The sequence below is a fragment of the Dyella sp. GSA-30 genome (assembly GCF_027924605.1).
GTDB lineage: Bacteria > Pseudomonadota > Gammaproteobacteria > Xanthomonadales > Rhodanobacteraceae > GSA-30.
In genome coordinates this window covers 2297598-2320365 of sequence record NZ_AP027042.1, presented here as the reverse complement: position 1 = coordinate 2320365, position 22768 = coordinate 2297598, and the positions used below count along the sequence as shown (strand labels likewise).

General features: G+C 61.9%; 22 protein-coding genes. 8 read left to right on the top strand and 14 right to left on the bottom strand.

The window, feature by feature from the left end:
* Positions 1 to 229 precede the first annotated feature (229 nt).
* Complete coding sequence (locus QMG46_RS10235) at positions 230 to 1582, bottom strand: amino acid permease (RefSeq protein ID WP_281852407.1); 1353 nt, start codon at positions 1580 to 1582, stop codon at positions 230 to 232.
* Positions 1583 to 1599: 17 nt separating this feature from the next.
* The gene (locus tag QMG46_RS10230) at positions 1600 to 2238 is read right to left on the bottom strand and encodes a rhomboid family intramembrane serine protease (RefSeq protein ID WP_281852406.1); all 639 of its coding nucleotides are present in this window, start codon (positions 2236 to 2238) and stop codon (positions 1600 to 1602) included.
* A 171-nt stretch (positions 2239 to 2409) separates the two neighbouring features.
* On the opposite strand from QMG46_RS10230, the gene QMG46_RS10225 reads away from it, so the two are divergent.
* Together QMG46_RS10225 and QMG46_RS10220 are read left to right on the top strand one after the other, a co-directional pair.
* Positions 2410 to 3126 carry a response regulator transcription factor gene (locus tag QMG46_RS10225; RefSeq protein WP_281852405.1) on the top strand — a complete coding sequence of 239 codons (717 nt, stop codon included), beginning with the start codon at positions 2410 to 2412 and terminating at the stop codon, positions 3124 to 3126.
* Positions 3127 to 3271: 145 nt separating this feature from the next.
* Positions 3272 to 4846 (top strand): M28 family peptidase, encoded by a 1575-nt coding sequence (locus QMG46_RS10220; RefSeq protein WP_281852404.1) that lies wholly within the window; start codon positions 3272 to 3274, stop codon positions 4844 to 4846.
* A 219-nt stretch (positions 4847 to 5065) separates the two neighbouring features.
* On the opposite strand, the gene QMG46_RS10215 is transcribed toward QMG46_RS10220, so the two are convergent.
* The 3 genes from QMG46_RS10215 to QMG46_RS10205 form a co-directional block, all read right to left on the bottom strand.
* Complete coding sequence (locus QMG46_RS10215) at positions 5066 to 5776, bottom strand: C40 family peptidase (protein ID WP_281852403.1); 711 nt, start codon at positions 5774 to 5776, stop codon at positions 5066 to 5068.
* A gap of 258 nt (positions 5777 to 6034) precedes the next feature.
* The gene (locus QMG46_RS10210) at positions 6035 to 6742 is read right to left on the bottom strand and encodes a YggS family pyridoxal phosphate-dependent enzyme (RefSeq protein WP_281852402.1); all 708 of its coding nucleotides are present in this window, start codon (positions 6740 to 6742) and stop codon (positions 6035 to 6037) included.
* Between the two features lie 52 nt (positions 6743 to 6794).
* Positions 6795 to 8216: a M20 family metallopeptidase gene (locus QMG46_RS10205; RefSeq protein ID WP_281852401.1), complete on the bottom strand. Its 1422-nt coding sequence runs from the start codon at positions 8214 to 8216 to the stop codon at positions 6795 to 6797.
* Positions 8217 to 8400: 184 nt separating this feature from the next.
* Here QMG46_RS10205 and QMG46_RS10200 point away from each other — a divergent pair, with 184 nt between their 5' ends.
* The 4 genes from QMG46_RS10200 to QMG46_RS10185 all read left to right on the top strand — a co-directional run bounded on the left by QMG46_RS10200 (position 8401) and on the right by QMG46_RS10185 (position 10449).
* Positions 8401 to 8733 (top strand): ComEA family DNA-binding protein, encoded by a 333-nt coding sequence (locus QMG46_RS10200; RefSeq protein ID WP_281852400.1) that lies wholly within the window; start codon positions 8401 to 8403, stop codon positions 8731 to 8733.
* 115 nt (positions 8734 to 8848) lie between these two features.
* Positions 8849 to 9325: an SET domain-containing protein-lysine N-methyltransferase gene (locus tag QMG46_RS10195; RefSeq protein ID WP_281852863.1), complete on the top strand. Its 477-nt coding sequence runs from the start codon at positions 8849 to 8851 to the stop codon at positions 9323 to 9325.
* A gap of 6 nt (positions 9326 to 9331) precedes the next feature.
* Positions 9332 to 9871, top strand: a complete 540-nt coding sequence (locus QMG46_RS10190; protein ID WP_281852399.1) for a GNAT family N-acetyltransferase — start codon at positions 9332 to 9334, stop codon at positions 9869 to 9871.
* Positions 9868 to 10449: a HutD/Ves family protein gene (locus QMG46_RS10185; RefSeq protein WP_281852397.1), complete on the top strand. Its 582-nt coding sequence runs from the start codon at positions 9868 to 9870 to the stop codon at positions 10447 to 10449. The genes QMG46_RS10190 and QMG46_RS10185 overlap by 4 nt, the downstream gene beginning before the upstream one ends.
* A 138-nt stretch (positions 10450 to 10587) precedes the next feature.
* On the opposite strand, the gene QMG46_RS10180 is transcribed toward QMG46_RS10185, so the two are convergent.
* The 9 genes from QMG46_RS10180 to QMG46_RS10140 all read right to left on the bottom strand — a co-directional run bounded on the left by QMG46_RS10180 (position 10588) and on the right by QMG46_RS10140 (position 20210).
* Complete coding sequence (locus QMG46_RS10180) at positions 10588 to 11748, bottom strand: M23 family metallopeptidase (protein WP_281852862.1); 1161 nt, start codon at positions 11746 to 11748, stop codon at positions 10588 to 10590.
* A gap of 100 nt (positions 11749 to 11848) precedes the next feature.
* Positions 11849 to 12376 carry a DUF6985 domain-containing protein gene (locus QMG46_RS10175; protein ID WP_281852396.1) on the bottom strand — a complete coding sequence of 176 codons (528 nt, stop codon included), beginning with the start codon at positions 12374 to 12376 and terminating at the stop codon, positions 11849 to 11851.
* Positions 12377 to 12387: 11 nt separating this feature from the next.
* On the bottom strand, positions 12388 to 13281 hold the full coding sequence (locus QMG46_RS10170; RefSeq protein WP_281852395.1) for a hypothetical protein: 894 nt from the start codon (positions 13279 to 13281) through the stop codon (positions 12388 to 12390).
* Positions 13281 to 15518 (bottom strand): M1 family metallopeptidase, encoded by a 2238-nt coding sequence (locus QMG46_RS10165; RefSeq protein ID WP_281852394.1) that lies wholly within the window; start codon positions 15516 to 15518, stop codon positions 13281 to 13283. Before QMG46_RS10165 ends, QMG46_RS10170 begins: the two co-directional genes overlap by 1 nt.
* A 92-nt stretch (positions 15519 to 15610) precedes the next feature.
* A complete protein-coding gene (locus tag QMG46_RS10160; RefSeq protein WP_281852393.1) occupies positions 15611 to 17245 on the bottom strand; it encodes a sulfite reductase subunit alpha in 1635 nt (544 codons plus the stop codon).
* The gene (locus QMG46_RS10155; protein ID WP_281852392.1) at positions 17242 to 18204 is read right to left on the bottom strand and encodes an FAD:protein FMN transferase; all 963 of its coding nucleotides are present in this window, start codon (positions 18202 to 18204) and stop codon (positions 17242 to 17244) included. The genes QMG46_RS10160 and QMG46_RS10155 overlap by 4 nt, the downstream gene beginning before the upstream one ends.
* 10 nt (positions 18205 to 18214) lie before the next feature.
* Positions 18215 to 19024 carry a DUF4198 domain-containing protein gene (locus QMG46_RS10150; RefSeq protein ID WP_281852861.1) on the bottom strand — a complete coding sequence of 270 codons (810 nt, stop codon included), beginning with the start codon at positions 19022 to 19024 and terminating at the stop codon, positions 18215 to 18217.
* A 26-nt stretch (positions 19025 to 19050) separates the two neighbouring features.
* Positions 19051 to 19566 carry a DUF2271 domain-containing protein gene (locus QMG46_RS10145; RefSeq protein ID WP_281852391.1) on the bottom strand — a complete coding sequence of 172 codons (516 nt, stop codon included), beginning with the start codon at positions 19564 to 19566 and terminating at the stop codon, positions 19051 to 19053.
* Between the two features lie 11 nt (positions 19567 to 19577).
* The gene (locus QMG46_RS10140) at positions 19578 to 20210 is read right to left on the bottom strand and encodes a PepSY-associated TM helix domain-containing protein (protein WP_281852390.1); all 633 of its coding nucleotides are present in this window, start codon (positions 20208 to 20210) and stop codon (positions 19578 to 19580) included.
* A 241-nt stretch (positions 20211 to 20451) separates the two neighbouring features.
* On the opposite strand from QMG46_RS10140, the gene QMG46_RS10135 reads away from it, so the two are divergent.
* Positions 20452 to 21144, top strand: coding sequence for a response regulator (locus QMG46_RS10135; protein ID WP_281852389.1), 693 nt, complete (start codon positions 20452 to 20454; stop codon positions 21142 to 21144).
* Positions 21141 to 22583: a sensor histidine kinase gene (locus QMG46_RS10130; protein ID WP_281852388.1), complete on the top strand. Its 1443-nt coding sequence runs from the start codon at positions 21141 to 21143 to the stop codon at positions 22581 to 22583. The genes QMG46_RS10135 and QMG46_RS10130 overlap by 4 nt, the downstream gene beginning before the upstream one ends.
* Positions 22584 to 22768 lie beyond the last annotated feature (185 nt).

Here is a 22768-nt window from a genome sequence, read left to right as displayed (position 1 = left end):
GGGCGTTTCGAACGCCTGCCGGCGTCCGAGTCACTTTCTCTTTGCTGGCCCAAAGAGAAAGTAACCAAAGAGAGAATGGCCTTTAGAGCCAAGGCTCTGAGCAGCATTGAGAGATAAAACCGTTCGTGCCGTCTACTCGAATCGTCAGGGGACACTTCTGGCGCTTCTGAGGTACGCCGGATTTGTGCGCGAAGCGTCGTGGCGATGAGGACTTAAAGCTCGCGCGCTGTTACTGCTCCATCGTCATTCGTGCCTTCACGCCTAGCCCGACATAAGCCACCGACAGCAACAACACCCACGCGACACCCACATACAGCGCAACGCGCGTATCAGGGCTGTAGCCGAGCATGAACACCACGAAGGCGAAGAAGGCCAGGCACACCACGCTGCTTAACGGCCATAGACGCAACGGGAATGCGGTGGGCGTGACTTGCTTGCGCCGAAAGCTGAAATGCGCGATCAGCACCATCGACCATGTCCATACGGTGTTGAAGGCGAGGATCGACATCATCATGGCGAAGATGCGTTCGGGCAGCAGGAAATTGAGCAGCACGCCAAGGATCAGGCAGACGAGTGTCACCAGGATGCTACGCACCGGTACGCCATGGTCGCCTACATGCGCCAACCATTGCGGTGCCTGACGCTTGCTCGACAGGCTTTGCAGCATGCGGCTGGCGCTGAATGTGGTGCTGTTGAAGCCCGATAGTGCTGCCGTGATCACCACGAAATTGATCAGACCGGCGGCTTGCGGGATGCCCAGCTTCGCGAACGTGGTAACGAACGGACTGCCGGTGGTACCCAGCTGATTCCACGGGTACAGCGCCATGATCACGAACAGCGCGCCGATGTAAAAAATCAGAATGCGCCACAGCACCGAATTGACCGCGCGCGGAATCGTGCGTTGCGGTTCGGCGGCTTCGGCTGCGGCCATACCGATGGTTTCGATGCCGCCGAAGGCGAACACCACCACGGGTAGCGCCAGCACCATGCCGGTGATCCCATGCGGGAACCAGCCGCCGTGTTGCCAGAGATTCCCCAGGCCCACCGGCTTGCCGCCATTACCCCAGCCCAGCCAGATCATGGTGGCGCCACCGGCGATCATCAGGATCACGGTCACGACCTTGATCGCGGTGAACCAGAATTCGAGCTCGCCGTAGACCCTCACCGTCATCAGGTTCAGGCCGCCGATCATGACGACCGAGCCCAATACCCAGATCCACTGCGGCAGATCGGGAAACCACGGCTTCATGTAGATGCCCACGGCCGTGCTTTCGGCAATGCCTACGCCGACCATCAGGATCCAGTAGTTCCAGCCGGTGAGATAGCCGGCAAACGGGCCCAGATACCGATGCGCATAGGTGCCGAACGAACCGGCCACCGGATCGTGCACGGCCATTTCGCCCAGCGCGCGCATGATGATGAAGATCATCACGCCGCCGATCATGTAGGCGAACAAGACCGATGGACCGGCCAGGTTGATGGCGCTGGCCGAACCGAGGAACAGGCCCGCGCCAATCGCCATACCCAAGGCCATGAAGGCGATATGACGCGGCCGCAGCCTGCGCTGAAGATGGTTGCTCATGAAAAATCCAGCAGGGGTCAGCGCATCAAACGACGCTTGGGTTTGATCGGAAATTTGCCGCGCCAGTACTGAATGAGCAGGTAGCCGCCCACCATGCCGCCCAGATGCGCGAAGTGGGCCACGCCCGATTGTGTACCGGTGACGCCGAAAAACAATTCGATTGCGGCGTAACCCGTGACGAATAGCCAAGCCGGCATCGGTATCGGCAACAGGAAGAGCATGATTTTCTCATGCGGATACATCAGGCCGAATGCGAGTAGCAAGCCGAAAATCGCGCCGCTTGCACCGACCGTCGGATAAAAGCCGGTGGGAAACCAATACATGACCAAGAGTTGCGCCAACGCCGCCACGATCAAGCAGACGAAGTAATAAATCGTGTAGTCGCGACCACCAAAAGTGCGCTCAATGGTGCCGCCAAACATGAACAGCGCAAGCATGTTGAACAACAAGTGCTTGATGTCGCCGTGCATGAAGGCGTAACTGATTAGCTGCCACGGACGAAAACCCACCGAGAAGTCGTCGCCGATCCGGTCCGGCCCTAGCGGCCAGAGCGCGAAATAGAGCAACAGGGCCGTTCCCATGAACTGCTGCAGCAGATAGACCGCGATATTGGCGATCAGCAGGTTACGGGTAACGGGGGGGAGGTCCAGCGGCATGCGAAAAATCCATTCAAATCAGCCAGCCAAGACTAACGGTTGCCGCCCCTCCCGTCATGTCGCGGCATCGTGCCGCAGCTTTGGCGGGTCACCACCGTTCATGAACCTTGGCACGAGAAAGTGGCATCAACGCCACGCATTCATCTTTACTTCCCATCCAGGGCTTAATTCATGACGCAACCGCAACGCATCCTGGTGGTGGACGATGACCCCGACGTCCGCTCGATGCTCAGCGACCATCTGGCCCAGGCGGGCTACCAGGTCGATACGGCCCGGGACGCCGCCGCCATGTGGCAATTGATAGCCCGCTCACAGCCCACCTTGATCGTGCTGGACATGACGCTCCCTGGCGAAGACGGCCTTGCCCTGTGCCGCCGCCTGCAAGCGCATGGCCACCCTGCGGTGATCGTGCTGGGAGCGCTCGATGCGCCTGCCGAGCGCATCACTACATTGGAAACGGGCGCAGACGACTACGTCGCCAAGCCCGTCGACCCGCGCCAGCTGCTGGCCAGGATCAGGGCGCTGCTGCGCCGCATGCAGGCGCAGAACGATGGCGCCGACAATCTCGGCCTGTTGAGCTTCGACGGCTGGCAGCTCGACCGGCGGCGAGCCCGACTGATCTCGCCACGAGGCCAGGCCATCGCCCTGGGCCGAACCGATCACCAGGTGTTGTGCGCCCTGCTCGATCACGCCAATTGCGAAGTCAGCCGCGAGTATCTGGTCGAACATATTTTTCAGAAGAACTACTTGCCAAGCGACCGTGCGATAGACATGAGCATCAGTCGACTACGACGGCATCTGGACAACCATTCCACGCGCCCGCAGCTGATCCGCACGGTGCGTCATGTCGGTTATATGCTGACGGCGCACGTCGAACCGGGCACATGATGCACGATAGCTTGCGCGTAACTTTCTGCTGCGTTGCAAGATGAGGCATGGCGAAAATCACTGGAATAGTCGCATGATCTTGCGCGTTTTCAGCCAATCCCGACCTCGCTACATTGTCTGCTGGGGACAATGAGGAGAGGCGCGCATGCGCCGTTTATCAGTAGCCATCATGACCGCATTGTTGGTCTGCGGTTGCCATCATCATCCGAACAACGAGAAGGCTGCCACGTCATCATCGGAGGCACTCTTCTCTCCGGGTATCGTCGCACCCGACCTCGCCCAGCACCTTCGTGCACTCGCCGAACGCAATGGCCATGGCGACGACAATCAACAGGTCGTCGATTATGTTGTCGCACAATTTCAGCGCATGGGTCTGGAGCCGGGCAATAACGGCAGTTGGCTGCAGGACGTGCCTTATCTCGAAGCATCCCTGCACGCGCCGCAAGATACGCAGCTGAGTCTTGAAGGCCCCAACGGCACGACACGTCTCGCCTACGGCACCGATATGCTTGCCAGCTCGCCGGCCAACCTCGCGCATGTCACATTGGCGCAATCGCCGCTGGTCTTCGTGGGTTACGGTGTCGATGCGCCCGATCAACAATGGAACGACTACGCCGGCATCGATGTACGTGGCAAGACCGTGATCGTGCTCAGCAACGATCCTGGTTGGAGCGGCCAGGATCCCAATTTCTTCAAAGGCCGCAACTTTACCCACTACGGCCTCTGGGCCTACAAGCTGGAAGAAGCTGCCAGGCAAGGCGCCAAGGCAGCCTTTATCGTTTACGACCAGGCGGCCACCGGATCGTCCTGGAACGCTATCCAGAATGGCTGGAAGCGGCCGCAACGCAGCCTGCCGCAACGCGAGAACGAGGCGCGCCTGCCCATCGCCGGCTGGTTGAGCACCGCGGCTGCACAAGCCCTTTTTGCCCAGGCCGGACTGGACTTCGCGACACTGCGTCAACAAGCATCGCAACGCGGTTTCAAAGCCATACCGATGAAGCTGCAAGCCAGCATCACCATCGATAGCGACATCGTGCAGAAACACACGTCCAACATCGTCGGCAGGCTGACCGGGACGCGTCAGCCCAATGAGGCGATCGTCTATTCCGCGCATTGGGACAAGATCAGTCACGACGGCAATCCGATCCGCCGTATGGTCGACAGCAGCTCGGGTATGGCCGGCATGCTGGAGATTGCCGAAGCATTCGTGCACAGCGCACCCAAGCCGCATCGCAGCGTGTTGTTCCTTGCCACTGCGATGGGCGATTCGGGCATGCTGGGTTCGCGCTTTTATATCGAGCACCCGCCGATTCCGCTGCAGCAGACCGTCGCGGCCATCAATCTGGACACGTTGCCGATCGCAGGCCCCGACCGCACCATCGCGCTGATCGGCTACGGCCAGTCGCAGCTCGATGATTACCTGGAAGCGGCGGCAAAGATGCATCACCGCAGCGTGACGCCCGACCAGGCGCCCGAGCGCGGTTTTTTCTTCCGCTCCGATCAGATCAATTTCGCCAATGCGGGCATTCCCGTGCTTTACGCCAGTTCGTCGGCACAGCGAACCGCCGATGCCGGCGAGCAGAGCTTCGATATGCATGGCGCGATAGAAGATTTGCGCATGCTCTACACGGTCGGCGACAAGCTCTCGATGGAAACGAGCTACCCGCAGTGGAAGCCGCATAGCGATTTCAAGCGGCCGGCAACGATTTCGGGGCGTTGAAGTAGAGCCTCAAAAAAAACTCGGTTTTCATCGTCGCCCCGGCGAAGGCCGGGGTCCAGAGTCTTCAACATGTTCAGACGTAAGACGCTGGGCCCCGGCTTTCGCCGGGGCGACGGAGAGTTTTTTTGAGGCATCCCGAAATCCGTCATGCCATTAGCTCCGCCCATAAAAAAAGCCGCCCAGAGGGCGGCTTTGAACTGTGGAACACAACTTGAGACTTTAACCGTTCTGCAGGATGCCTTCCGGGCGCTTGGCGCCGGCGAAGCGCTTGGCCCAGTAGGCCTCCTGCAGATTGTCCACGCGCACGGTCTTGCCGCGCGAAGGCGAATGAATGAACTGGCCGTTGTCGATATAGATACCGACATGGGAGATGCGACCGCGGCCGCCACGACCGGCGGTGCGGAAGAACACCAGATCGCCCGGGCGCATATCGGCGCGCTTCACGGCCAGACCGGCGACAAACTGGGATGCCGAGTTGGTGGGCAGTTCCAAGCCGACCGCATGGGCGAACACGTAGCGGACAAAACCGCTGCAATCGAAACCGGTGGAGGGATCATGACCGCCACGCACATAGCGGATGTCACGAAGCTTCATCGCCAGACCGATCAGCGCGTGGCGCAGATCCATGCCGTTGGCATTATCCAGTTCGCCGTCATCGTCGGCGTCGGCCATTGCGTCGACCGAATTGCTCTTGGCATCGTTGGCCGACGCCGGCAGTTCGGCAGTCAGGCTGCTCGGCACCACCGACTGGGCCAGGCCCGGGGCCGGAGCAAACACCGGCAACTGGGTCATCAGCAACGGCGCAGCGGTCGCGAACTGCGATGCGGAGACGTCTGCGGAAGCTTCGGGAGCGGTTTGAGCGAGAAGCGGAGCGGAGATGAAGAAAGCGGCAGCCAGGGCGGTAGCTACGGACAATCGCTTGAGCGGCATGCGGGACTTTCCCCTGTTGCTATTCAAAGATTGGCCGCCTGCAGGGCTGACGACCGTGACAAGGGAGTGAAGTTAGCAAAAAGACATAGCCCGTTTGTTCGATCGCGGTTAACTGAACTCCATCGTTCCAAAACTCATTGGCGCGCCCAATTCCATGTCAACTCAATGAAAAATAACAGTTTTCTATTGTTATCACGACGTGGAGACGGAATAAATGAACCTGATAGCTCCGTCAGTGTGCCAATTACCGCCTAGAACTTAAGTCCTACGCCCGAAAATGGCGGTACCGATGCGCACCTCGGTCGCCCCCTCAGCGATGGCCTGCGCGAAATCGCCACTCATGCCCATGGACAGCCGTGGCAATGACCTGCCCCGGGCCACGGCCTGGTCCCGCAAGTCGCGCAGCTGGCGAAAGCAGGCGCGTACGGCATCGGCGTCGTCGGAGTTCACCGCCATGGTCATCAGCCCGCCGACGCGCAGCGTCGGCAAGTCATCGAGCGCGTCCAGAAAAGCCGGTAGCTCGGCCGGGTCCAGACCCGACTTGCTTTCCTCCGGCGAGGTTTTCACCTGGACCAGCACGTCCAGTGTGCGTCCTTCGATCTGCAACCGCTTGTGCAGGGCGTCGGCCAGTTCCCATCGGTCCAGCGACTGCACTTCGGTAGCCAGCCGCGCCACGTCCTTGGCCTTGTTGGTCTGCAGATGCCCGATCACCACCCAGTCGATGGCGCAATCGCTCAAGGGGCCGGCTTTCTCGCGAATCTCCTGCACCTTGTTCTCGCCGAAGCGATGCAGTCCAAGCGCGACGGCAGCGCGTACCGCCTCGGCGGGAAAGGTCTTGCTGACCGGCAGGATCGATACTTCGGCAGGGGCGCGCCCCGCCCCCACGCACGCCGCATCGACGCGCTCGCGCATGGCTGCCCAGTTCGCGGCCAGATAGGAAAAATCGTTGTGCTGGTTATCGGACATGGCTATCGAGCATAAGCCGACGGCGGTACTGCCGCCGGCTTCACACCATCCATCAGCCTGCGCGCTGCGCGAAATGACGCGCCACCACTTCGGCCACCACCATGCTGACCTTCTTGCCGGTCGGAATATGCAGGAACTCGTTCGGCCCATGCGCGTTCGAGTGCGGGCCAAGCACGCCGGTGATCAAGAACTGCGCCTGCGGAAATTTCTCGCCCAACATGCCCATGAACGGAATGCTGCCACCCTCGCCCATGTAAGCGGCAGGCGTGCCGAAGTAGTGCTCGGATGCGTCGGCCACCGCCTTTTCCAGCCACGGCGAAAGCTGCGGCGCATTCCAACCGCTGCCGTCCTTCTCCAGCTTGAAACTGACTTTCGCACCGTACGGCGGATCTTTTTCGAGCAACGCCTTGACGAACTGGCCGGCCTTCGCGCCCGACAAGGTCGGCGGTACGCGCAAGCTGAGTTTCACCGAGGTCTTCGGGCGCAACACATTGCCGGCGCTTTCCAGCGGCGGCATGCCGTCCACACCAGTCACCGCCAATTGCGGGCGCCAGGTGCGGTTGAGTACCAGCTCAGTGAGATCTTCGGTGACCGGCTTCATGCCTTCGACAAACGGGAACTTGTCGTACACCGCCGTACCCAGCACTTCGGCCGAACGCCTGGCTTGTTCGACGCGCTGGGCCGGGATCTCGACGTACAGCTCCTGCGGCTTGATCTTGCCGGTTTCCTGGTCTTCAAGGCGGCTGAGCAGTTCGCGCAGAATGCGGAAACTCGACGGAACCACGCCCGACGCGTCACCCGAATGCACGCCTTCTTCCAATACCTGCACGGTCAACTCACCACCGGTCATGCCGCGCAGTGACGTGGTCAACCACAACTGATCGTAGTTGCCGCAACCGGAATCCAGGCATACCACCAGCGAGGGGTTACCGATGCGCGATGCCAGATGATCGACGTAATACGGCAAGTCATAGCTACCTGATTCCTCGCAGGCCTCGATCAACACTACGCAACGCGCATGCGGAATGCCTTGTTCATGCAGGGCCAACAGGGCGGCGAGCGAACCGAAGATCGCGTAACCATCGTCCGCGCCGCCGCGACCGTAGAGCTTGTCGCCCTTGATCACCGGCGTCCACGGTCCCAGCCCTTCGGCCCAACCGGTCATTTCCGGCTGCTTGTCGAGATGGCCGTACAGCACGACGGTGTCGTCGTTCTGCCCGGGCACTTCGATATAGATCAGCGGCGTGCGCCCCTCCAGCCGTACGACTTCCAGCGTGGCACCGGGCAGCGACGACAGCTTCGAGCGCGCCCAGGTTTCCATCAGCTTGACCGCCGCATCCATGTAACCGTGCTCGACCCACTTGCTGTCGAACATCGGCGACTTGTTCGGAATACGGATGTACTCCACCAATTGCGGAACAATTTCCTCATCCCACAATCCGCTGATAAAGCTGGAAAGGCGAGCGGTATCCATGGCGGGTCCTCGAAAGCGGAAAAGCGGGCATTGTAACGCGACCACCAAGCTGAACGATGACGCCCACGCCAGTCCTCGCCGACAGCTGCTTGCCGTCAGAAACAAGCCTCAACGGCGCCCAAGCCGGCTGAAACCCTTAGGCGAAAAAGCCAAAGTGCGAAGACACCCATCAAGAGGATTTCGCATGTTCCGTCCGTTTCTCGTCTTCATCGCACCATTGATGATGTCGTCGCTGCTGTTCGTTCAATCCGTCCATGCCGCGACCCCGGTCAATATCAACACGGCCGATGCCCAAACCCTCGCCGATTCGCTCGACGGGATCGGCTTGACCAAGGCACAGGCGATCGTTGCGCAACGCGAGGCCCATGGACCCTACAAAAACGTGGACGAGCTGGCCCAGGTGAAGGGCATCAGCACCAGCCTGGTCGAGCGCAACCGCGACGCCCTTCGCCTCGCCGACGCGGCACCGGCGTCGGCCAGCAAGGCCGCGGCGAAATCCGCCAAGGCCAAGGAATAAGCCCGACCTTCCCGTGCCGGCACCGGCACGGGAAATCCCTCGCCCTGTCCGCTACGGCCCTGGCGAAGCGATGCAGTTGCATTACACTCGCCGCACTTCAACCACCCCTGCCGCCATGATATTGCCGCGTTACAGCATTGCCGCCTCCACCATAAGCGGCGCAGGCAAGGGATTGTTTCTAGAAGAAAAAGTGGCCGCCGGACGCATCATTACCGCACCCGATACGATCGATCGCACCTGGCGCCACGACGAGCTGGACAGCGACCCCGAGCTGAAAGCCCAGATGTACGCTGCGGCACGCTGGTTCGAGGACCGCTACACCTTGTCGCCCGATTGGCCTGACGAGTGCTATATCAACCACAGTTTTACGCCCACCGGCCTGTGGCACCTGGGTTTTATCTTTGCGCTCAAGGATTTGCCTGTCGGTGCCGAAGTAACGGTCGACTACCGCCATCTACTGCCGCCGGGGCAGGAAGAAGACTTTATCGACACGGCTACTGGTGAGAAAATCATCGGCTTGTCCTGGCACGAAAGCTTGTCCTCGAGCACCCGGGCGCTTAGTGCGCTGCTGGACTCCGCCCACCCTCGTTGATCTGCGATGTCCGATATACCCACCCTCGAAACTCCGCGTCTGCGTCTCACGGCACTCACTGAGCGCCACTTCGACGACTACGCCGCCATGCTGGCGGACCCGGCCAATACGCGCTGGCTCGGCGATGGCGAGCCGCTCGACCGCACGACCGCCTGGCGTTCGCTGGCGATGCTGTTGGGTCACTGGCAACTGCGCGGCTTCGGCATGTGGGCGATCGAGCTCAAAGGCACGAACGAGTTCATCGGCCGCGCCGGCCTGATGCACCCGGAAGGCTGGCCCGACACCGAGCTCGGCTGGATGCTCAAGCCCGATCATCGTCACCATGGTTACGCAACGGAAGCGGGCCAGGCGATTCTCGATTACGCCTGGAACCACCTGCGACTGCAGCGCGTCATCAGCCTGGTACGCATCGGCAACGAAGCCTCCGACCGTGTCGCCGAACGCCTGGGCGGCGAGCATATCGAAGACATGGATTTCCACGGCAACTCCAACCACGTCTTCGCCTACTACACTCCCTGCCAGACACGGCGTGTTTCCTACGCATGAGTTTTGTCCGCCGTCTGGACACCGATGCGCTGCGCGAGCAGCCTTGGGCCAACGGCACGGGTAGTACGCTGTTGATCGACAGCGGCCCCGATCCGGATCAGTGGCAATGGCGCCTGAGCATGGCGCGCATCGAACGCGACGGCCCTTTTTCGACGCTGCCCGATACGCGGCGTGCATTTGTTCCGCTTGATGCCCCGATTCGTTTATGTTTTCAGGATGGCCGCGAACGCGAACTGCTTCGATTGAGCCTGATGACATTCGATGGCGGCGATGCGCCGCATGCCGAACTTATCGACGGCGCGACGCGTGCGTTCAACCTGATGCTGCGTGGCGATGCTCAGGCTCAGCTGATCGCGCGGCCGTTGAACGGTTCGATGTTGTTGCCAGCGCGCGCGAACTCACGCTGGTATGTGCATCTGCTTTCCGGGCGTGCGCAGTTGCATGTCGCGGGTGAGACGTATGCGCTGGATAGTGGCGATCATGTGTGGGCAGCGCCGGAGCCGGGGATGCGTGTGCAACTGGAAGGTGGCGGCGAAGTGATACTGGTCGAGTTGGGTGGTGTGGGCGTGTCTTCATAACCAAAAGCCCCCCTCACCCCAGCCCTCTCCCCCGGCAAAGCCAGGGGAGAGGGAGCAGTGCGAAATGTTGAGGCTCGCCTCGGTAGGCCCCCTCTCCCCTGGCTTTGCCGGGGGAGAGGGTTGGGGTGAGGGGGGCTCTTAGTTTCCAAACTCAACAACGATATCGTTCAACGGCAACTGCGAGCGCCGCGCCTCGGTGCCAGCAGCCTTCCAGGCATCCCCCATCCCGAACAACTGCCCTTCCGTTTCCGGACCGAGCAGATCGAAACGATCGAATACATAAGGGATGCCTTCGGAGCCCTCGAACGTCGCGGTATTCGCCAGCTGAAAATGCAGATGCGGCGCAGCCGAATTCCCGGACTGACCAAGACGCCCCAGCAACTGGCCCCGATGCACATGATCGCCGGGCTTGACCGCGGCGCTACCGCGTTGCAAATGGGCATAGCCGGCAAAGACGCCAGGCGCAATCTTCAACACGACATAGTTGCCGAACAAACCATCGGTGGTCAGCGCAACCGGCTCGGGCTGCGCTTCGAGCGGTTTGTGTTCGGGCTGATCGCTGCGCGTACTGACCACCACACCGTCGGCGACGGCAATCACCTCGGCACCATAACCGAACCAGTCGGCGTGACGACTCTGGTGGATGTCGGTGACCTTGTCGCTCATCGCTCGCCCGCGCGCATCCACACCGACCAGATCGATGGCGTATCGCTGCGGGATGGTCAGCTGTCCGTTGACAGCCACCAGGCTCCCCCAGTGATGCGATTGCGATGCGCCGGGACCTTCATGCGCCAGCCAACGACCGCTGCGCAAGGGCGGCCCGAGCACCATCGCCTTGGCCGAATTCACCTCCACCGATGCGCCGTCGAGCAATACCGGAGTCTTCTTGTCGGTCTCGAACATCATGCGGTGATGCAGGGTATGCGGTACGACTGCGCCTGCAGGCAAGGTGATCCACACAAAGACCACCGCGCGCTTGCCCGGCGCGATCGAAACAGGCGCGTGCTCTTCCGGAGCCGGCCGCACCCAGGACGCCAGTTGCTCGGCGGAAAGGCTAAGCAACGGTGTGCCGGCCTGGTCGCCGAAGACTTCCAGCCCCTCAGGCTTGAGCGGACCGGTATCGCCATAGAAGTTGGTGATGTGCAGCTCATACGCCAGATGCGTTGCGCCATCGCTGCCGACAAACGCGGTCGGCGCGAATGGTACGCGCGCCTCGACCGGTGCCAATGCATCCTGAGCATGTGCCAAAGAAAATACCGCGCCCAGAACCCACAACCATCCCAACGCCATCTTGCGCATCGTCACACCCGCATCCCCTCAAAGGCACACGCATGGTGCCCCAGGCACGCAGCTGATCACAGCTCCCCGGACAGTGACCAGTGCCGGGCGATGACCCGCGCTATAAACGACGGTAGATCACGTCCTGCAACGACGCATCGTCAAAGGCACTGCCGTTGGTCAGGTGACCATCGTACGGGCCGACCTTGCTCACACGGCTGCCATCACGGAATACGATCTGCAAGCCGTGCTCGGGCTCCCAATCGCAGTTGCATTCCAGCGACACATAAACCTGCTTGTCACCATAGGCCTGCCGGCTGACTATCGGCTCGTCACCGAGCTGCACATACGACCACACGTCATCCGGCGAGGCGATCTGCACATACGCCTCATCGCCGGGTGATGTATACGCGACCATGTCCTGGTAGTAAGCGAACACTTCCGACGAGGCTGCCTTCAGGACAGCCTCGTCGGCGGCGAGAAAGTTGGCGATGGTGCGATGAAAATCCTGCTTGTTGTCATCTTCGAGATAGCCGTCGACCACGATGCGGCACAACGCACCGCCGAGCACGGTGACCGGACGCTCGCTGCTCAGCCACCAACCCGTACCTTCGTCTTCCTCAATGACGCCAAGCCCAGGGATCTCCATTTCGCCGCTTCCTAGAACGAACGCCGACCCAACGAACGAGCGACTTCCGCCAGCGCGAACACACGCGCCGCCTGGGTCCACCCCGTCACCGCGGACAGCAACTGCACCAGCAGCACGCCACCGATCAGCCCGATCCAGCTTGCCGCGCTCCACTGGATGCGCAGCATTCCGAGCAACAAAATCAGACCGTAACCAATGGCGCTGATCAGCACATAGGTGAACAGCGTCGTCAGCGGACGCCGCAACAGCTGCATCACGCCCCGAACCAACGCGATCGTTGCCGAGCGCAACGACGGATCGGCGATATAGGCCGAGCGCGCCGAATCGACGATCGCGTGAACCAGCACGAACAACACGCCGATCAGCCAATAGACGCTGTGCTCCCATTGGTCGCCCTGCGATTTCAGCACCGCTTTCTCGTCGTGCTTATCGGCGAAATCCATGCCATGGCTTACCAGCCAGGCCGCGCCGGCATACAACAGCACCGACCACAGCAGCAGGCGGAACATTTTTCCGTACATGCTCAAGCCATTGTGCAGATGCTCGCCCATGCTCGGCGTACGGCCGGAGCGCCCTGCCCCGACGATCATGCCGTTGAGCCAGGGCGACAGCAAAAGCGTAACGACCGTGCCCGCTATCGCTGCCGCCTTCAACCCACCGCTGTGCTCGGAGACGATGTGCACGACATCGCCGGCCATCATGGCATCAAATTGCTTGGCCCAGGCATCGGCATGCACGGAGTGATCGAGCAGCTCGCTCAATGTCCCCCACACCGGCAAGGCAACCACCAGCGTTGGAATCAGCAAAAGCAGCAGCCAGATCAGCAACAGGCGCCACTGTACGGCGGTAAACAACGCGCGGAAGACCGCACCCATATCGACACGACGTGCATTGTTGTAGGCCATTACATCGTCACCAGGAAAGAGTAGAAGGCCTGCACCAATGCACTCACATCGGCACTCCAGCGTCGCGACGCGGCGCCATGACTGTCTTCCGTGCGGCTGTCGTTGAGCTTGTTATCGTCCAGATAGATCTTCTGCTCGGGATCGAGCTCGGCCGACACCACCTTCGATGGCTTGATAAAGGTAAAACGCGCCCATCGTCGATTGTCGTTCCAATGCACGTCTTCGCTGCTGCCATCGGCAAACTTCACACGCAACAGCTGCGGCACGGGCGCACCATCGCGCACCACCGTCACGATGCCGCGCCATGAGAACGGCCCGGCGCTGTCCTTTGCCTTCGGATGCGCATCGCTCCAGTCGTCACGCTGCTTGTCCACCTGCTTGTCCAGCGTCGCCTGATCGGCTTCGGTCCGCTGACCGCCTTTCACGTAGGTCCCCGGCTGCGGCAGCACTTCCTCGTTGTCGATCGCATCGACACGGTCGTCGATGCGCGCCGTACCGTAGACATACTGGTCGAATACCTGGTTGACCGTCTTTGCGTCGCCCGAGGTATCGATCAGCGCCTGGCGAAGATCCGCCGCCGACGGATGACGGAAGTGCCAACGCTTGTAGTACTCGCGAAAGCCACGCTCCATCACGTCATGGCCAAGGCGTTCTTCGAGATCGTGCATGGCCGTGGCCGTACGCGAATACACCGTGCCGTAGCTGGTGCTGGACAGGCGGTTCCAGCTGTTTTCGCCCAGCGGGTCGACCGGTTCGTTCAACCCGGCAAGGATGCGCTCCAGCACAAAGACATCGGACGAATAGTCCATGCCCAGCCAATGCATCCAATCGACCAGGGTCAGCACGCGCTGCTTGCGCTCACGCAGCATGCGCTGGTCCCAGTACTCGTTCAGGCCTTCGTCGAGCATGGGCTCTTCGAATTCGTTCGATGCGAGCAAGCCATAGAAATAGCCGTGGCCGAACTCATGGATCGTGACGAAGTCGAGCTCGTAGGTATCGGAGGTTTCCGGATTGACCTTGTCGTAGCCCTCCGCGGTAAAGAACGTGGGGTACTCCATGCCGCCCGCTTCGGTAGCGTTATAGGGCGGCACCACTGCGGTGACCGTGTGATACGGATAGGCCCCCAATGTACGCGAGAAGAAGCCGAGCGAATCGATCGATGCCTTCAGCACCGGCTGCGCACTGGCGACGTACTCGGGTGGATAGATCACCCGCACCGCCACCTTCGGACTGCCCGGCCCTTCATAGCTGCCGTCGAGGGTCTTGTAGCCCTTGGCCGCCACCCAGGCAAAGTCGTGCACATCGTCCTGCTTGAAGTGATAGGTCGACTTGCCGCCCTGCTGCAGCGGCTCGCCCTGCTGTTGCCCGACCGCGCCGACCGTGTAATCGGAGGGCACGGTCAGTTGCACGTCATAGCTGCCGAAGTCAGCGTAGAACTCGCTATTGAAATGGAACTCGTGCACGTTCCAGCGAACCTCGGTGGCACCGCGCTCGCCCGGCAATTCAAGCACGCCGATCTTGGGGAACCACTGGCCGACCAGGTTGAAGTCGCCGAAGTAACCGGTGCGCTCGATCACGCGCGGCAACTGGCTGAGAAAGCCGATGTCCAGGGTCAGCGTACCGCCGGCCGGCACCGGCTGCGCCAGATCGATGCGTGCGACCGTCTGGTCGGTCTCGGGACCGCCATCGGGATGGACGAACGACCACTTCAGCGTGTCGTTGCCCTGCTGCACCTGCTTCAGTTCGATCCAGCCCCATTCGCCTTTCTTCACCTGGGCCACGCCACGCGAACTGCCATGCGCGGTCAACAGGTCGCGTTCGGTGAAGAACGTGCTTTGCGCGTTCTGGAAGGCATTGAGATACAGATGCACATAGATGCTGCGCACTTCGCGATCGCTGCGATTGCGCCAGGTCAGCTGTTCCCTGCCTGTGATGGCATGCTTGGTTGCATCAAGCTCCGCATCGATACGGTAGGCGACCACCCGATCGGACAAGGTCGCTTCGGTGCCGCTACGCTCGCCGCCCCAGGCATTGGGCGCGCTCGGTGCGGCAACGGCGGCCGCATCGGCATGCACCAGCGGGATCTCTTTGGGCACCGAAGCCACGGTACTTGCCGCAGCGGGCAGCGATGCTGCCGGCGCAGGACCGGCCTGCTGCGCCCAGGCCATCGGACTGAGACCGACACCACAAACCCACGCTGCAATCAGACAACGTGCCCTGCCTTTCCCAATGACCATCTGTGCCTCCCCACGTGACAAGCCAGCGTGCGACAAGCGCATACGCGTGGCATAGGCCAAAGGTCACGGATAGCGTCGAAACTTACTGCGGACTAGTAAACGTCTCGGCGATATCGACCTTCCATACGCAGTTGCTCGACGGTCTCGGTACCAAGCACATCGACAAGCGACGCCTCTACGCCGGGCGCCATACCGGCGAGGCTGCCGCATACGTAGATGGCGGCGCCCGCATCGACCCAGCCATGCAAAGAAACCGCGCGCTCGCGCAGACGGTCTTGAACATAGACACGCTCAGGCCCAGCACGAGACCAGACCAGATCGAGCTGTTCGATCATGCCCGCGGCCTGCCATCGCTCGATCTCGTCCCGGTAGTAGTTGTCGTGTTCGGGCCGACGTTCGCCAAACAACAGCCAGTTGCGCCGATGCCCTGCCGCGACACGTGCCTTGAGCAACGCACGCAGTCCGGCTATGCCGGTGCCATTGCCGATCAGGATCATCGGCCGGGCGTCATCAGGAGCATGGAATGGGGGATTGCTGCGGATGCGCACAGCCATGTCGGCACCCAGCGCCGCGTGAACCGTCAGCCACGCCGAGCCCAGGCCGAGTTGGCCATCCTCGCGCCGCATCTGGCGCACCAACAGATGGATAGCGCCGTCCTCGGGCACCGACGCGATCGAATACTCGCGATGCGGCAGCAACTGCAAGTCATCGGCCACGCGTTGCATCGGGACTCCCACCACCTCGGCCATATCGGGCAGACGGCTTCGCGCAAGCAAGTCGGCAAAGCGAACCTCGCCATCGTCGCTGGCGACCAGCGCCTGGCCATCCAGACCGGCCTGCTCCAGCCAACGCGTGACATCATTGGCTCCGTGCTGCGGACCGATCTCGACCAGATCGCCCGCCTGCCAGCTCACCTCACCCTCGAGCGAATGCAATGCGAGGTGGAAGCAGGCCTCGCCGAGGCTGCCCGGATTCAGGTGCCGGCGTTCGACCAGTTGCCAGCGTCGATAGTGCGGGCGCTGCCAATCGGGCATGTCCAGCGTGCCGGTCAACAGCGAGAGATGATGCTGCCAATGACGTAGTGCGGACGGGTCGCCGTTATCCACCTGCACCGGATCGAACCATGCCTGCGCACCGCAAGCACGTAGCCAATGCTCCAGGCGCCGGCCGAAACCACAGAAATCGGCATAGTCGCTATCGCCTAGCGCCAGCAGGCCAAAACGCAGCCTCGACAAATCCACGGACCGGGCCATCGTCTGCCGCACAAAGCCTGCCGCAGCATCGGGCGCGTCGCCTTCGCCCGTCGTGCTGACAATAAACAGCACGCGTTCGGCGGTGGCGAGCATGGATGCATCAAGCTGCCCCAGCTCACACAGCCGGACGCGTGTGGATGCCGATTGCAGACTCTGCGCAGTCTGTCGAGCCAGTTCCGCGGCGAAACCGGTCTGGCTCGCATAAGCAAGAAGCGTCACAGCCCCTGCCGGCCCGGAGACATCTGCATGGCTTTCGGTCGATATCGCACGGCGGCGCCAAGCAACGAGCGCAACGAAACCGCACCACGCAGCTGCGCACAGCGATGCAGCAAACACTCGACGTTCGCCCGGCCATGTCCAGATCAGCTCACGCGCATGCCAGATCCACAGCACGACGATCAACATCGCCAGCGCCGTCAGCAGAATCAGATTACCGACGGCGACACGCTCTCGCCTGATCGCCGATGTACTCATGCCTGCAAGGCTGCGGCAAAAGCCGGTGTCAGGCGCGGCTCCAAACCGTCCTGCGCACGCAGCACAAACAGCACGGCGAGATCGCGGGCTTGCGCGTACGCAAGACCCCGATCCGGGCCGAGCAAGGTCATCGCCGTACCCAGTGGATCGGCCTGCAAGGCGCTCGGCGCGAGCACGCTGACTGACGCCACGGCATGTGGCACCGGCCGGCCGCTGCGTGCATTGATGTGATGCGAATACCGGCCATCGCCCTCGGCAAAACGGCGTCGGTAATCGCCGGAGGTCGCGATCGCCATGTCCTTCAATGCCAGCGTGCAGAAATAACGATCCGGCACATCGGGCATTTCGATGCCGACGCGCCAGCTCGAACCGTCCGGCTTGGAACCGTGCGCCTTCATCTCGCCGCCGACCTCGATCAACCAGGCGGTCACGCCCTGTACGGTCAGCCAGTCGCCGACGACATCCACCGCATAGCCCTTGGCGATCGAGGAAAGGTCGATATAGGCGCCACCCGGTTGCCTGATACGACGCGTCGTTGCATCACGCTCGATGCGCCACCAACCGATGCGCTCGCGTGCCGCGGCGATGACTTCGTCGGAGGGCACACTGTCTTGCGAGCCATCGGGGCCGAACCCCCAGGCATTGACCAGGGGCCCAACGGTAGGATCGTACGCACCGTCGGTATCGCGGGCGAGCTGGAGCGCGTGCTCGACAACATCGAAACACGCGCCCGACAGGGTGTGCCAACTACCTGCGGCCGCCGCATTGAAACGCGACAACTCCGAATCGCGCTTATAGGTGCTCATCGATGCATCGACGCGATCGAGTTCGGCCTGCACGCCCGATTGTATGGCGTGCGTTGGAAAGCCGGCCGCTGCGGCAAAACGCAGCGACCAGAACGTACCCATGGTCTGACCGCGCAGGCCATATACCTGCGCCGATGCATCGATCGTGGACATGACGCAGCGTTTACTCGGGCAGCACTTCCAGCGTCGCCGAATAGGACACGCGACGCTGCTTGGCCTGCTTGATCTGCGTATTCCCATCCTGTGCGCTGGCGTTGATCCAGTACATCCCCGCATGCGGCCAGGTGACGGTGAACTTGCCGTTCTTGTCGGTGCTCGTATTGATCTCTTCCGGCGCATTGCGATAACGCGTGGCGCCGGCGATCGCCGTCACTTTCAGGTCCGACGCGGGCTTGCCATCGAGCAACAGCTGGAACGTAGCCGCCTCGCCCGAGACCAGATCGTTCACCTGGGTCACCGGCACCAGCTCGATGCCATCGCCGGTCGGCCTGAGTGCGGTGTCGTTCGGTTTGCCATTGCTCACGAACGTCTCGACACGATTGCTCGATTCGGTCACGTCGATATTTTTCGCGCCGGCCGGCATTTCCCTGGCCATATCGGCAGCACTACCGCGCCAGCGTTTTTTCTCGCCGTTCAATTCGTACGTAGCGAAAGCACCGCTGTTGATCAAGGCGATCTTGTAAGTACCAGGCTGGGTCAGATGCACATCGAAGACGCTGCGATATTTGCCGGTGGATGCGTTCTCGGGTTTGGCGACCTGGCCGTCCGGTGCGGTAATGACCAGGCGATCGAGCGAACCCGGCATATGGTCGGCAAAGAACAGATCGTTCGATACTGCCGCATCGACTGTTACCCACGGATCGTCACCCGCCACATTGGTGGCCGAGGGCAGCAGCCACATCTTGTGTGCCTGCGCGGCCAACGGCAGCGACAAGGCCGTCACGATGGCGAGGTATTTCAAGGGACGCTTCAACATGCTCATTCTCCGTATCTCGATGCTCAGGGCGCCAGATCGAGCTTGACCGTGCCCAGCTCGACACTGCCCGACTTGTCCAGATGCTGTGCTGTAGTCACCGGCCATTCGAACGGCACGTGCACCACTTCGCGACCACCGGTTTCGCGCGCCGCCTCCACGACGAGGTCGTATTTACCGGCAGGCAGGTCGCCCAACGGCGCCTTGCCGCTCTGGAATTTCAGCGTCTGATCGCCTGCCGGACGGGTCGCACCCGATACGCCATCGACCGGCATCTGCTGGTCGCGGCCGCCATGACGCCACCACAGGCGCAATTCGGGCAGCCACTTGGTGCCGGCGCCTTCCTTGCTTTCTTTTTGTGCGTACCAGACGGCCAGCTGCGAAGCGATGGTCTTGTCGGCGCGCTCGATCCATACCGACACATACGGCCGGTGATACTCGGCCACGGTGAGTTGCGGAACGGTCACGGTGACGTTCATGTCGGCGGCCAGCGCCGGCGCGGCAAGCATCACGGCGGGAACGGAAATCAGCAGGCGGCGCATCGATAACCTCGTCAATGGATAAAGATCAGGGCAAGCAACAACGGCAGCAACAAACCGAACGCCACCAGCGGCCAGGTGGCGCCGCGTTGTGCGGCGTGCATTTTCAGAAGCAGCAGGCCGGTCACCGAAAAGATCACGCAGGCCAGCGCGAAGACATCGATAAACCATCCCCATGCCGAGCCGGCATTGCGGCCCTTGTGCAGGTCGTTCAAATAGGAAATCCAACCGCGGTCGGTACGCTCGTATTCGACCTTGCCACTTTCGCGGTCGATGCTGAGCCAGGCGTCGCCGCCCGGCCGCGGCATCGACACATAGAATTCGTCTTCGGACAGATCGCCACTGCGACCGGCCAGATCGACGTCCAGCGCGCCATGCACCCAGTCGGCAATGACTGCAGGCACAGCCACGCCCTTGCGTTCGTCATCGCCGGCGATGGCGTGCAACAGCGGCGCCGGCAGCTGCGCCTGACGATGCACGGTCCGGGGGCTGGCTTCGATCTGGCCCGCGTGATTCAAGGTGAACCCCGTGATGGCGAACAACAGCATGCCGATCAGGCAGAGCGCCGAGCTGATCCAGTGCCATTGATGCAGCTGCTTGAGCCAGAAAGCCCGGCCGGGAGTGCGCTGGATGGACGGCGTCGACAACGGGGATCCTCTATGAATACGAAACGCTAACCGAAAGGAAAACGACTACGGGGATGAAAACAATCGCAACCGCCCTGATCATCTATGCCGTGTTCGCCGTTCCCCTTAAGCTGGACGACGCCTCGCCAGCCTGGATTCGGCCGGCGATATCCGGCAGCATGTTGTCACAAATGAGAATCACTCGCAATTTTGCCCCGTGCGCCAGGACGACGCACGTCAACACAGTTATTAAGGAGGAAGCATGCGCATTCTGATAGCCGAGGACGATCCGGCCATTGCTGCCGGGGTCTGCGCCTCGCTGCGTCAGGGCGGCCATGCCGTCGACCATGTCGCCGATGGCGCCCGCGCCGACAGCGCCCTGCGTGACACCCCCTACGACCTGCTGGTGCTCGACCTGGGCCTGCCCGCCCTGGACGGCAGCGAAGTACTCCAGCGCTTGCGCCGGCGTGGTACCGGGTTGCCGGTCCTGGTCATCACCGCGCGCGAGGGCTTGCGCGAACGCGTGCGGGTACTGGATCTGGGTGCCGACGACTACCTGGTCAAACCCTTCGCGCTGGCCGAGTTCGAGGCACGCGTACGGGCGCTGCTGCGTCGCTACACCTCGCAAGGCGCACCCGAGCTGACGATCGGGCGCCTGCGCCTGGACCTGCCCGGTCACCGCGCCTGGGTCGACAATATTCCGCTGGAGCTCACCGCGCGCGAGTTCGGCCTGCTGGAGGCGCTGGCCGCCCGTCCCGATCGCGTCACCAGCCGTGCCCAGCTGGTCGAAGCACTGTGCAGCTGGGACGAGGAACTGACCGATAACGGCCTGGATATCGCCATCTACCGCCTGCGTCGCAAGCTCACCGACTCCGGCACACAAGTGCGCACGATTCGTGGTCTTGGCTATCTGCTCGAACAAGCCAAGGATGGCGCCGACGAAGGCGCCTCATGAACCGCGCGCGGCCATCGCAGCCCTGGCTTTACCGCAAGCTCACGCCCGATGGCCGGCAGAGCCTGCATCGGCGCTTGCTGTCGTTTCTGCTGGTGCCGTTGATGCTGATGCTGCTGGTGGAGAGCCTGGTCACCTATAGCGGCGCGTTGATCTATTCCAATCATGTGCACGACAGCGACCTGGCCGACAACGTTGGGACGTTGGCGGAGATGCTCAGCAAGCAGGACATGAACGACCAGATCTCCGAGCAGGCGCGGTTTCTGCTCGAGTACGATCCACAAGGTCACAATTATTTCAACGTCAGCAGCCAGAAGCACGGTTTACTCGCCGGCACCGAGACACTGCTTCCGCCCGCCGACATGACGTTGACCGTCGATAGCGAGCCACGGCTTTACAACCTCGTCATCGACCGTCACACGGTACGCGCGGCGACGGTACGTATTCCCAGCAGCCACGACCCGGGGGACCAGCTCACCCTGACCATCGGCGAAACGCTGCATGACCGCCATGAACGCGCCAAGGAAATCCTGCTGCTCAGCATCCCGGCGCAAGCGATGTTGATCGCCGGCGTCTTCGCGCTGGTGTGGTACGGCGTACGCATTGGCCTGCGCGTGCTCGACCCGTTGACCGAACGCCTGGCCGCACGCGAGCACGATCTGGCACCGATCGGCGATATCGATGTGCCGGTGGAGATCCTGCCGTTGACGCGCACCATCGACGGCCTGTTCGCACGCCTGCGCGGCACGCTTGCCTTGCAGGACCGCTTTATCGCCGATGCCGCACATCAATTGCGTACGCCGCTGGCGGGCCTGCGTGTACATGTGGAGCGTGCGCAAGGCGATCCCAGTCCGGCCACCGTGCGCGACGCGCTGGAACATATCCAGCGGCTGACGCATCGCGCCAGTCGCACCTCGACCCAGTTGCTGGCGTTGACGCGTGCGCAGTCACCTGAACACGAAACCCATCCGCTGGATCTCATCGACCTCAATCGCCTGATCCCCGACCTGCTCAGCCTGCGTGTGCACGAAGCGCTCGCCGCCGGGGTCGACCTGGGCTATGACAGCGCCAACGAACCGGTGTGGATCGATGGCGATCGCACCACCTTGCAGGAGCTGCTCGACAACCTGCTCGACAATTGCCTGCGCTATGCCGGCCGACGCAGCATCGTGACCGTCGCGGTCAGTCTGTCGAATGGACGGCCATCGCTGAGCATCGAAGACAATGGGCCGGGCGTACCGCCGGAATTTCTCGCACGCCTGGGTGAACGGTTCTTCCGCGTCCCGGGTAGCTGTGAAGAAGGCACGGGGCTTGGGCTGGCGATCGTGCAGCGTATTGCGGAACGGCATCGTGCGCAGGTGTTGTTCTTGCGGGGAAATGAAGGCGGGTTGCGTGTGGAGGTGGTGTTTCCGCCTGCGCGGACGGCTCGCAGGAATAGCTAGAGCTAGCTTGTTGCGGTGTGATCGCGACATCAGGGAACCTCGAAAGACTCCCCCTACTCGTCATTCCGGCGCAGGCCGGACAAGCGCTTGCGCGTAGAACGCCCGGAGGGCGGCCCCGAAGGGGCGAACGAAGTGAGTAACCCAGTGGCTTTGTGATCGGTTGTCGCGAGAGTTCGCACAAGTCA

Coding starts and splice junctions, on each gene's coding strand:
- QMG46_RS10200 (WP_281852400.1), top strand. CDS start 8,401: ATGTTCCGTCCGTTTCTCGTCTTCATCGCACCATTGATGATGTCGTCG.
- QMG46_RS10145 (WP_281852391.1), bottom strand. CDS start 19,566: ATGCGCCGCCTGCTGATTTCCGTTCCCGCCGTGATGCTTGCCGCGCCG.
- QMG46_RS10165 (WP_281852394.1), bottom strand. CDS start 15,518: ATGGTCATTGGGAAAGGCAGGGCACGTTGTCTGATTGCAGCGTGGGTT.
- QMG46_RS10210 (WP_281852402.1), bottom strand. CDS start 6,742: ATGTCCGATAACCAGCACAACGATTTTTCCTATCTGGCCGCGAACTGG.
- QMG46_RS10170 (WP_281852395.1), bottom strand. CDS start 13,281: ATGGCCTACAACAATGCACGTCGTGTCGATATGGGTGCGGTCTTCCGC.
- QMG46_RS10155 (WP_281852392.1), bottom strand. CDS start 18,204: ATGTCCACGATCGATGCATCGGCGCAGGTATATGGCCTGCGCGGTCAG.
- QMG46_RS10220 (WP_281852404.1), top strand. CDS start 3,272: ATGCGCCGTTTATCAGTAGCCATCATGACCGCATTGTTGGTCTGCGGT.
- QMG46_RS10195 (WP_281852863.1), top strand. CDS start 8,849: ATGATATTGCCGCGTTACAGCATTGCCGCCTCCACCATAAGCGGCGCA.
- QMG46_RS10185 (WP_281852397.1), top strand. CDS start 9,868: ATGAGTTTTGTCCGCCGTCTGGACACCGATGCGCTGCGCGAGCAGCCT.
- QMG46_RS10190 (WP_281852399.1), top strand. CDS start 9,332: ATGTCCGATATACCCACCCTCGAAACTCCGCGTCTGCGTCTCACGGCA.
- QMG46_RS10160 (WP_281852393.1), bottom strand. CDS start 17,245: ATGAGTACATCGGCGATCAGGCGAGAGCGTGTCGCCGTCGGTAATCTG.
- QMG46_RS10175 (WP_281852396.1), bottom strand. CDS start 12,376: ATGGAGATCCCTGGGCTTGGCGTCATTGAGGAAGACGAAGGTACGGGT.
- QMG46_RS10215 (WP_281852403.1), bottom strand. CDS start 5,776: ATGCCGCTCAAGCGATTGTCCGTAGCTACCGCCCTGGCTGCCGCTTTC.
- QMG46_RS10135 (WP_281852389.1), top strand. CDS start 20,452: ATGCGCATTCTGATAGCCGAGGACGATCCGGCCATTGCTGCCGGGGTC.
- QMG46_RS10180 (WP_281852862.1), bottom strand. CDS start 11,748: ATGCGCAAGATGGCGTTGGGATGGTTGTGGGTTCTGGGCGCGGTATTT.
- QMG46_RS10230 (WP_281852406.1), bottom strand. CDS start 2,238: ATGCCGCTGGACCTCCCCCCCGTTACCCGTAACCTGCTGATCGCCAAT.
- QMG46_RS10205 (WP_281852401.1), bottom strand. CDS start 8,216: ATGGATACCGCTCGCCTTTCCAGCTTTATCAGCGGATTGTGGGATGAG.
- QMG46_RS10235 (WP_281852407.1), bottom strand. CDS start 1,582: ATGAGCAACCATCTTCAGCGCAGGCTGCGGCCGCGTCATATCGCCTTC.
- QMG46_RS10130 (WP_281852388.1), top strand. CDS start 21,141: ATGAACCGCGCGCGGCCATCGCAGCCCTGGCTTTACCGCAAGCTCACG.
- QMG46_RS10225 (WP_281852405.1), top strand. CDS start 2,410: ATGACGCAACCGCAACGCATCCTGGTGGTGGACGATGACCCCGACGTC.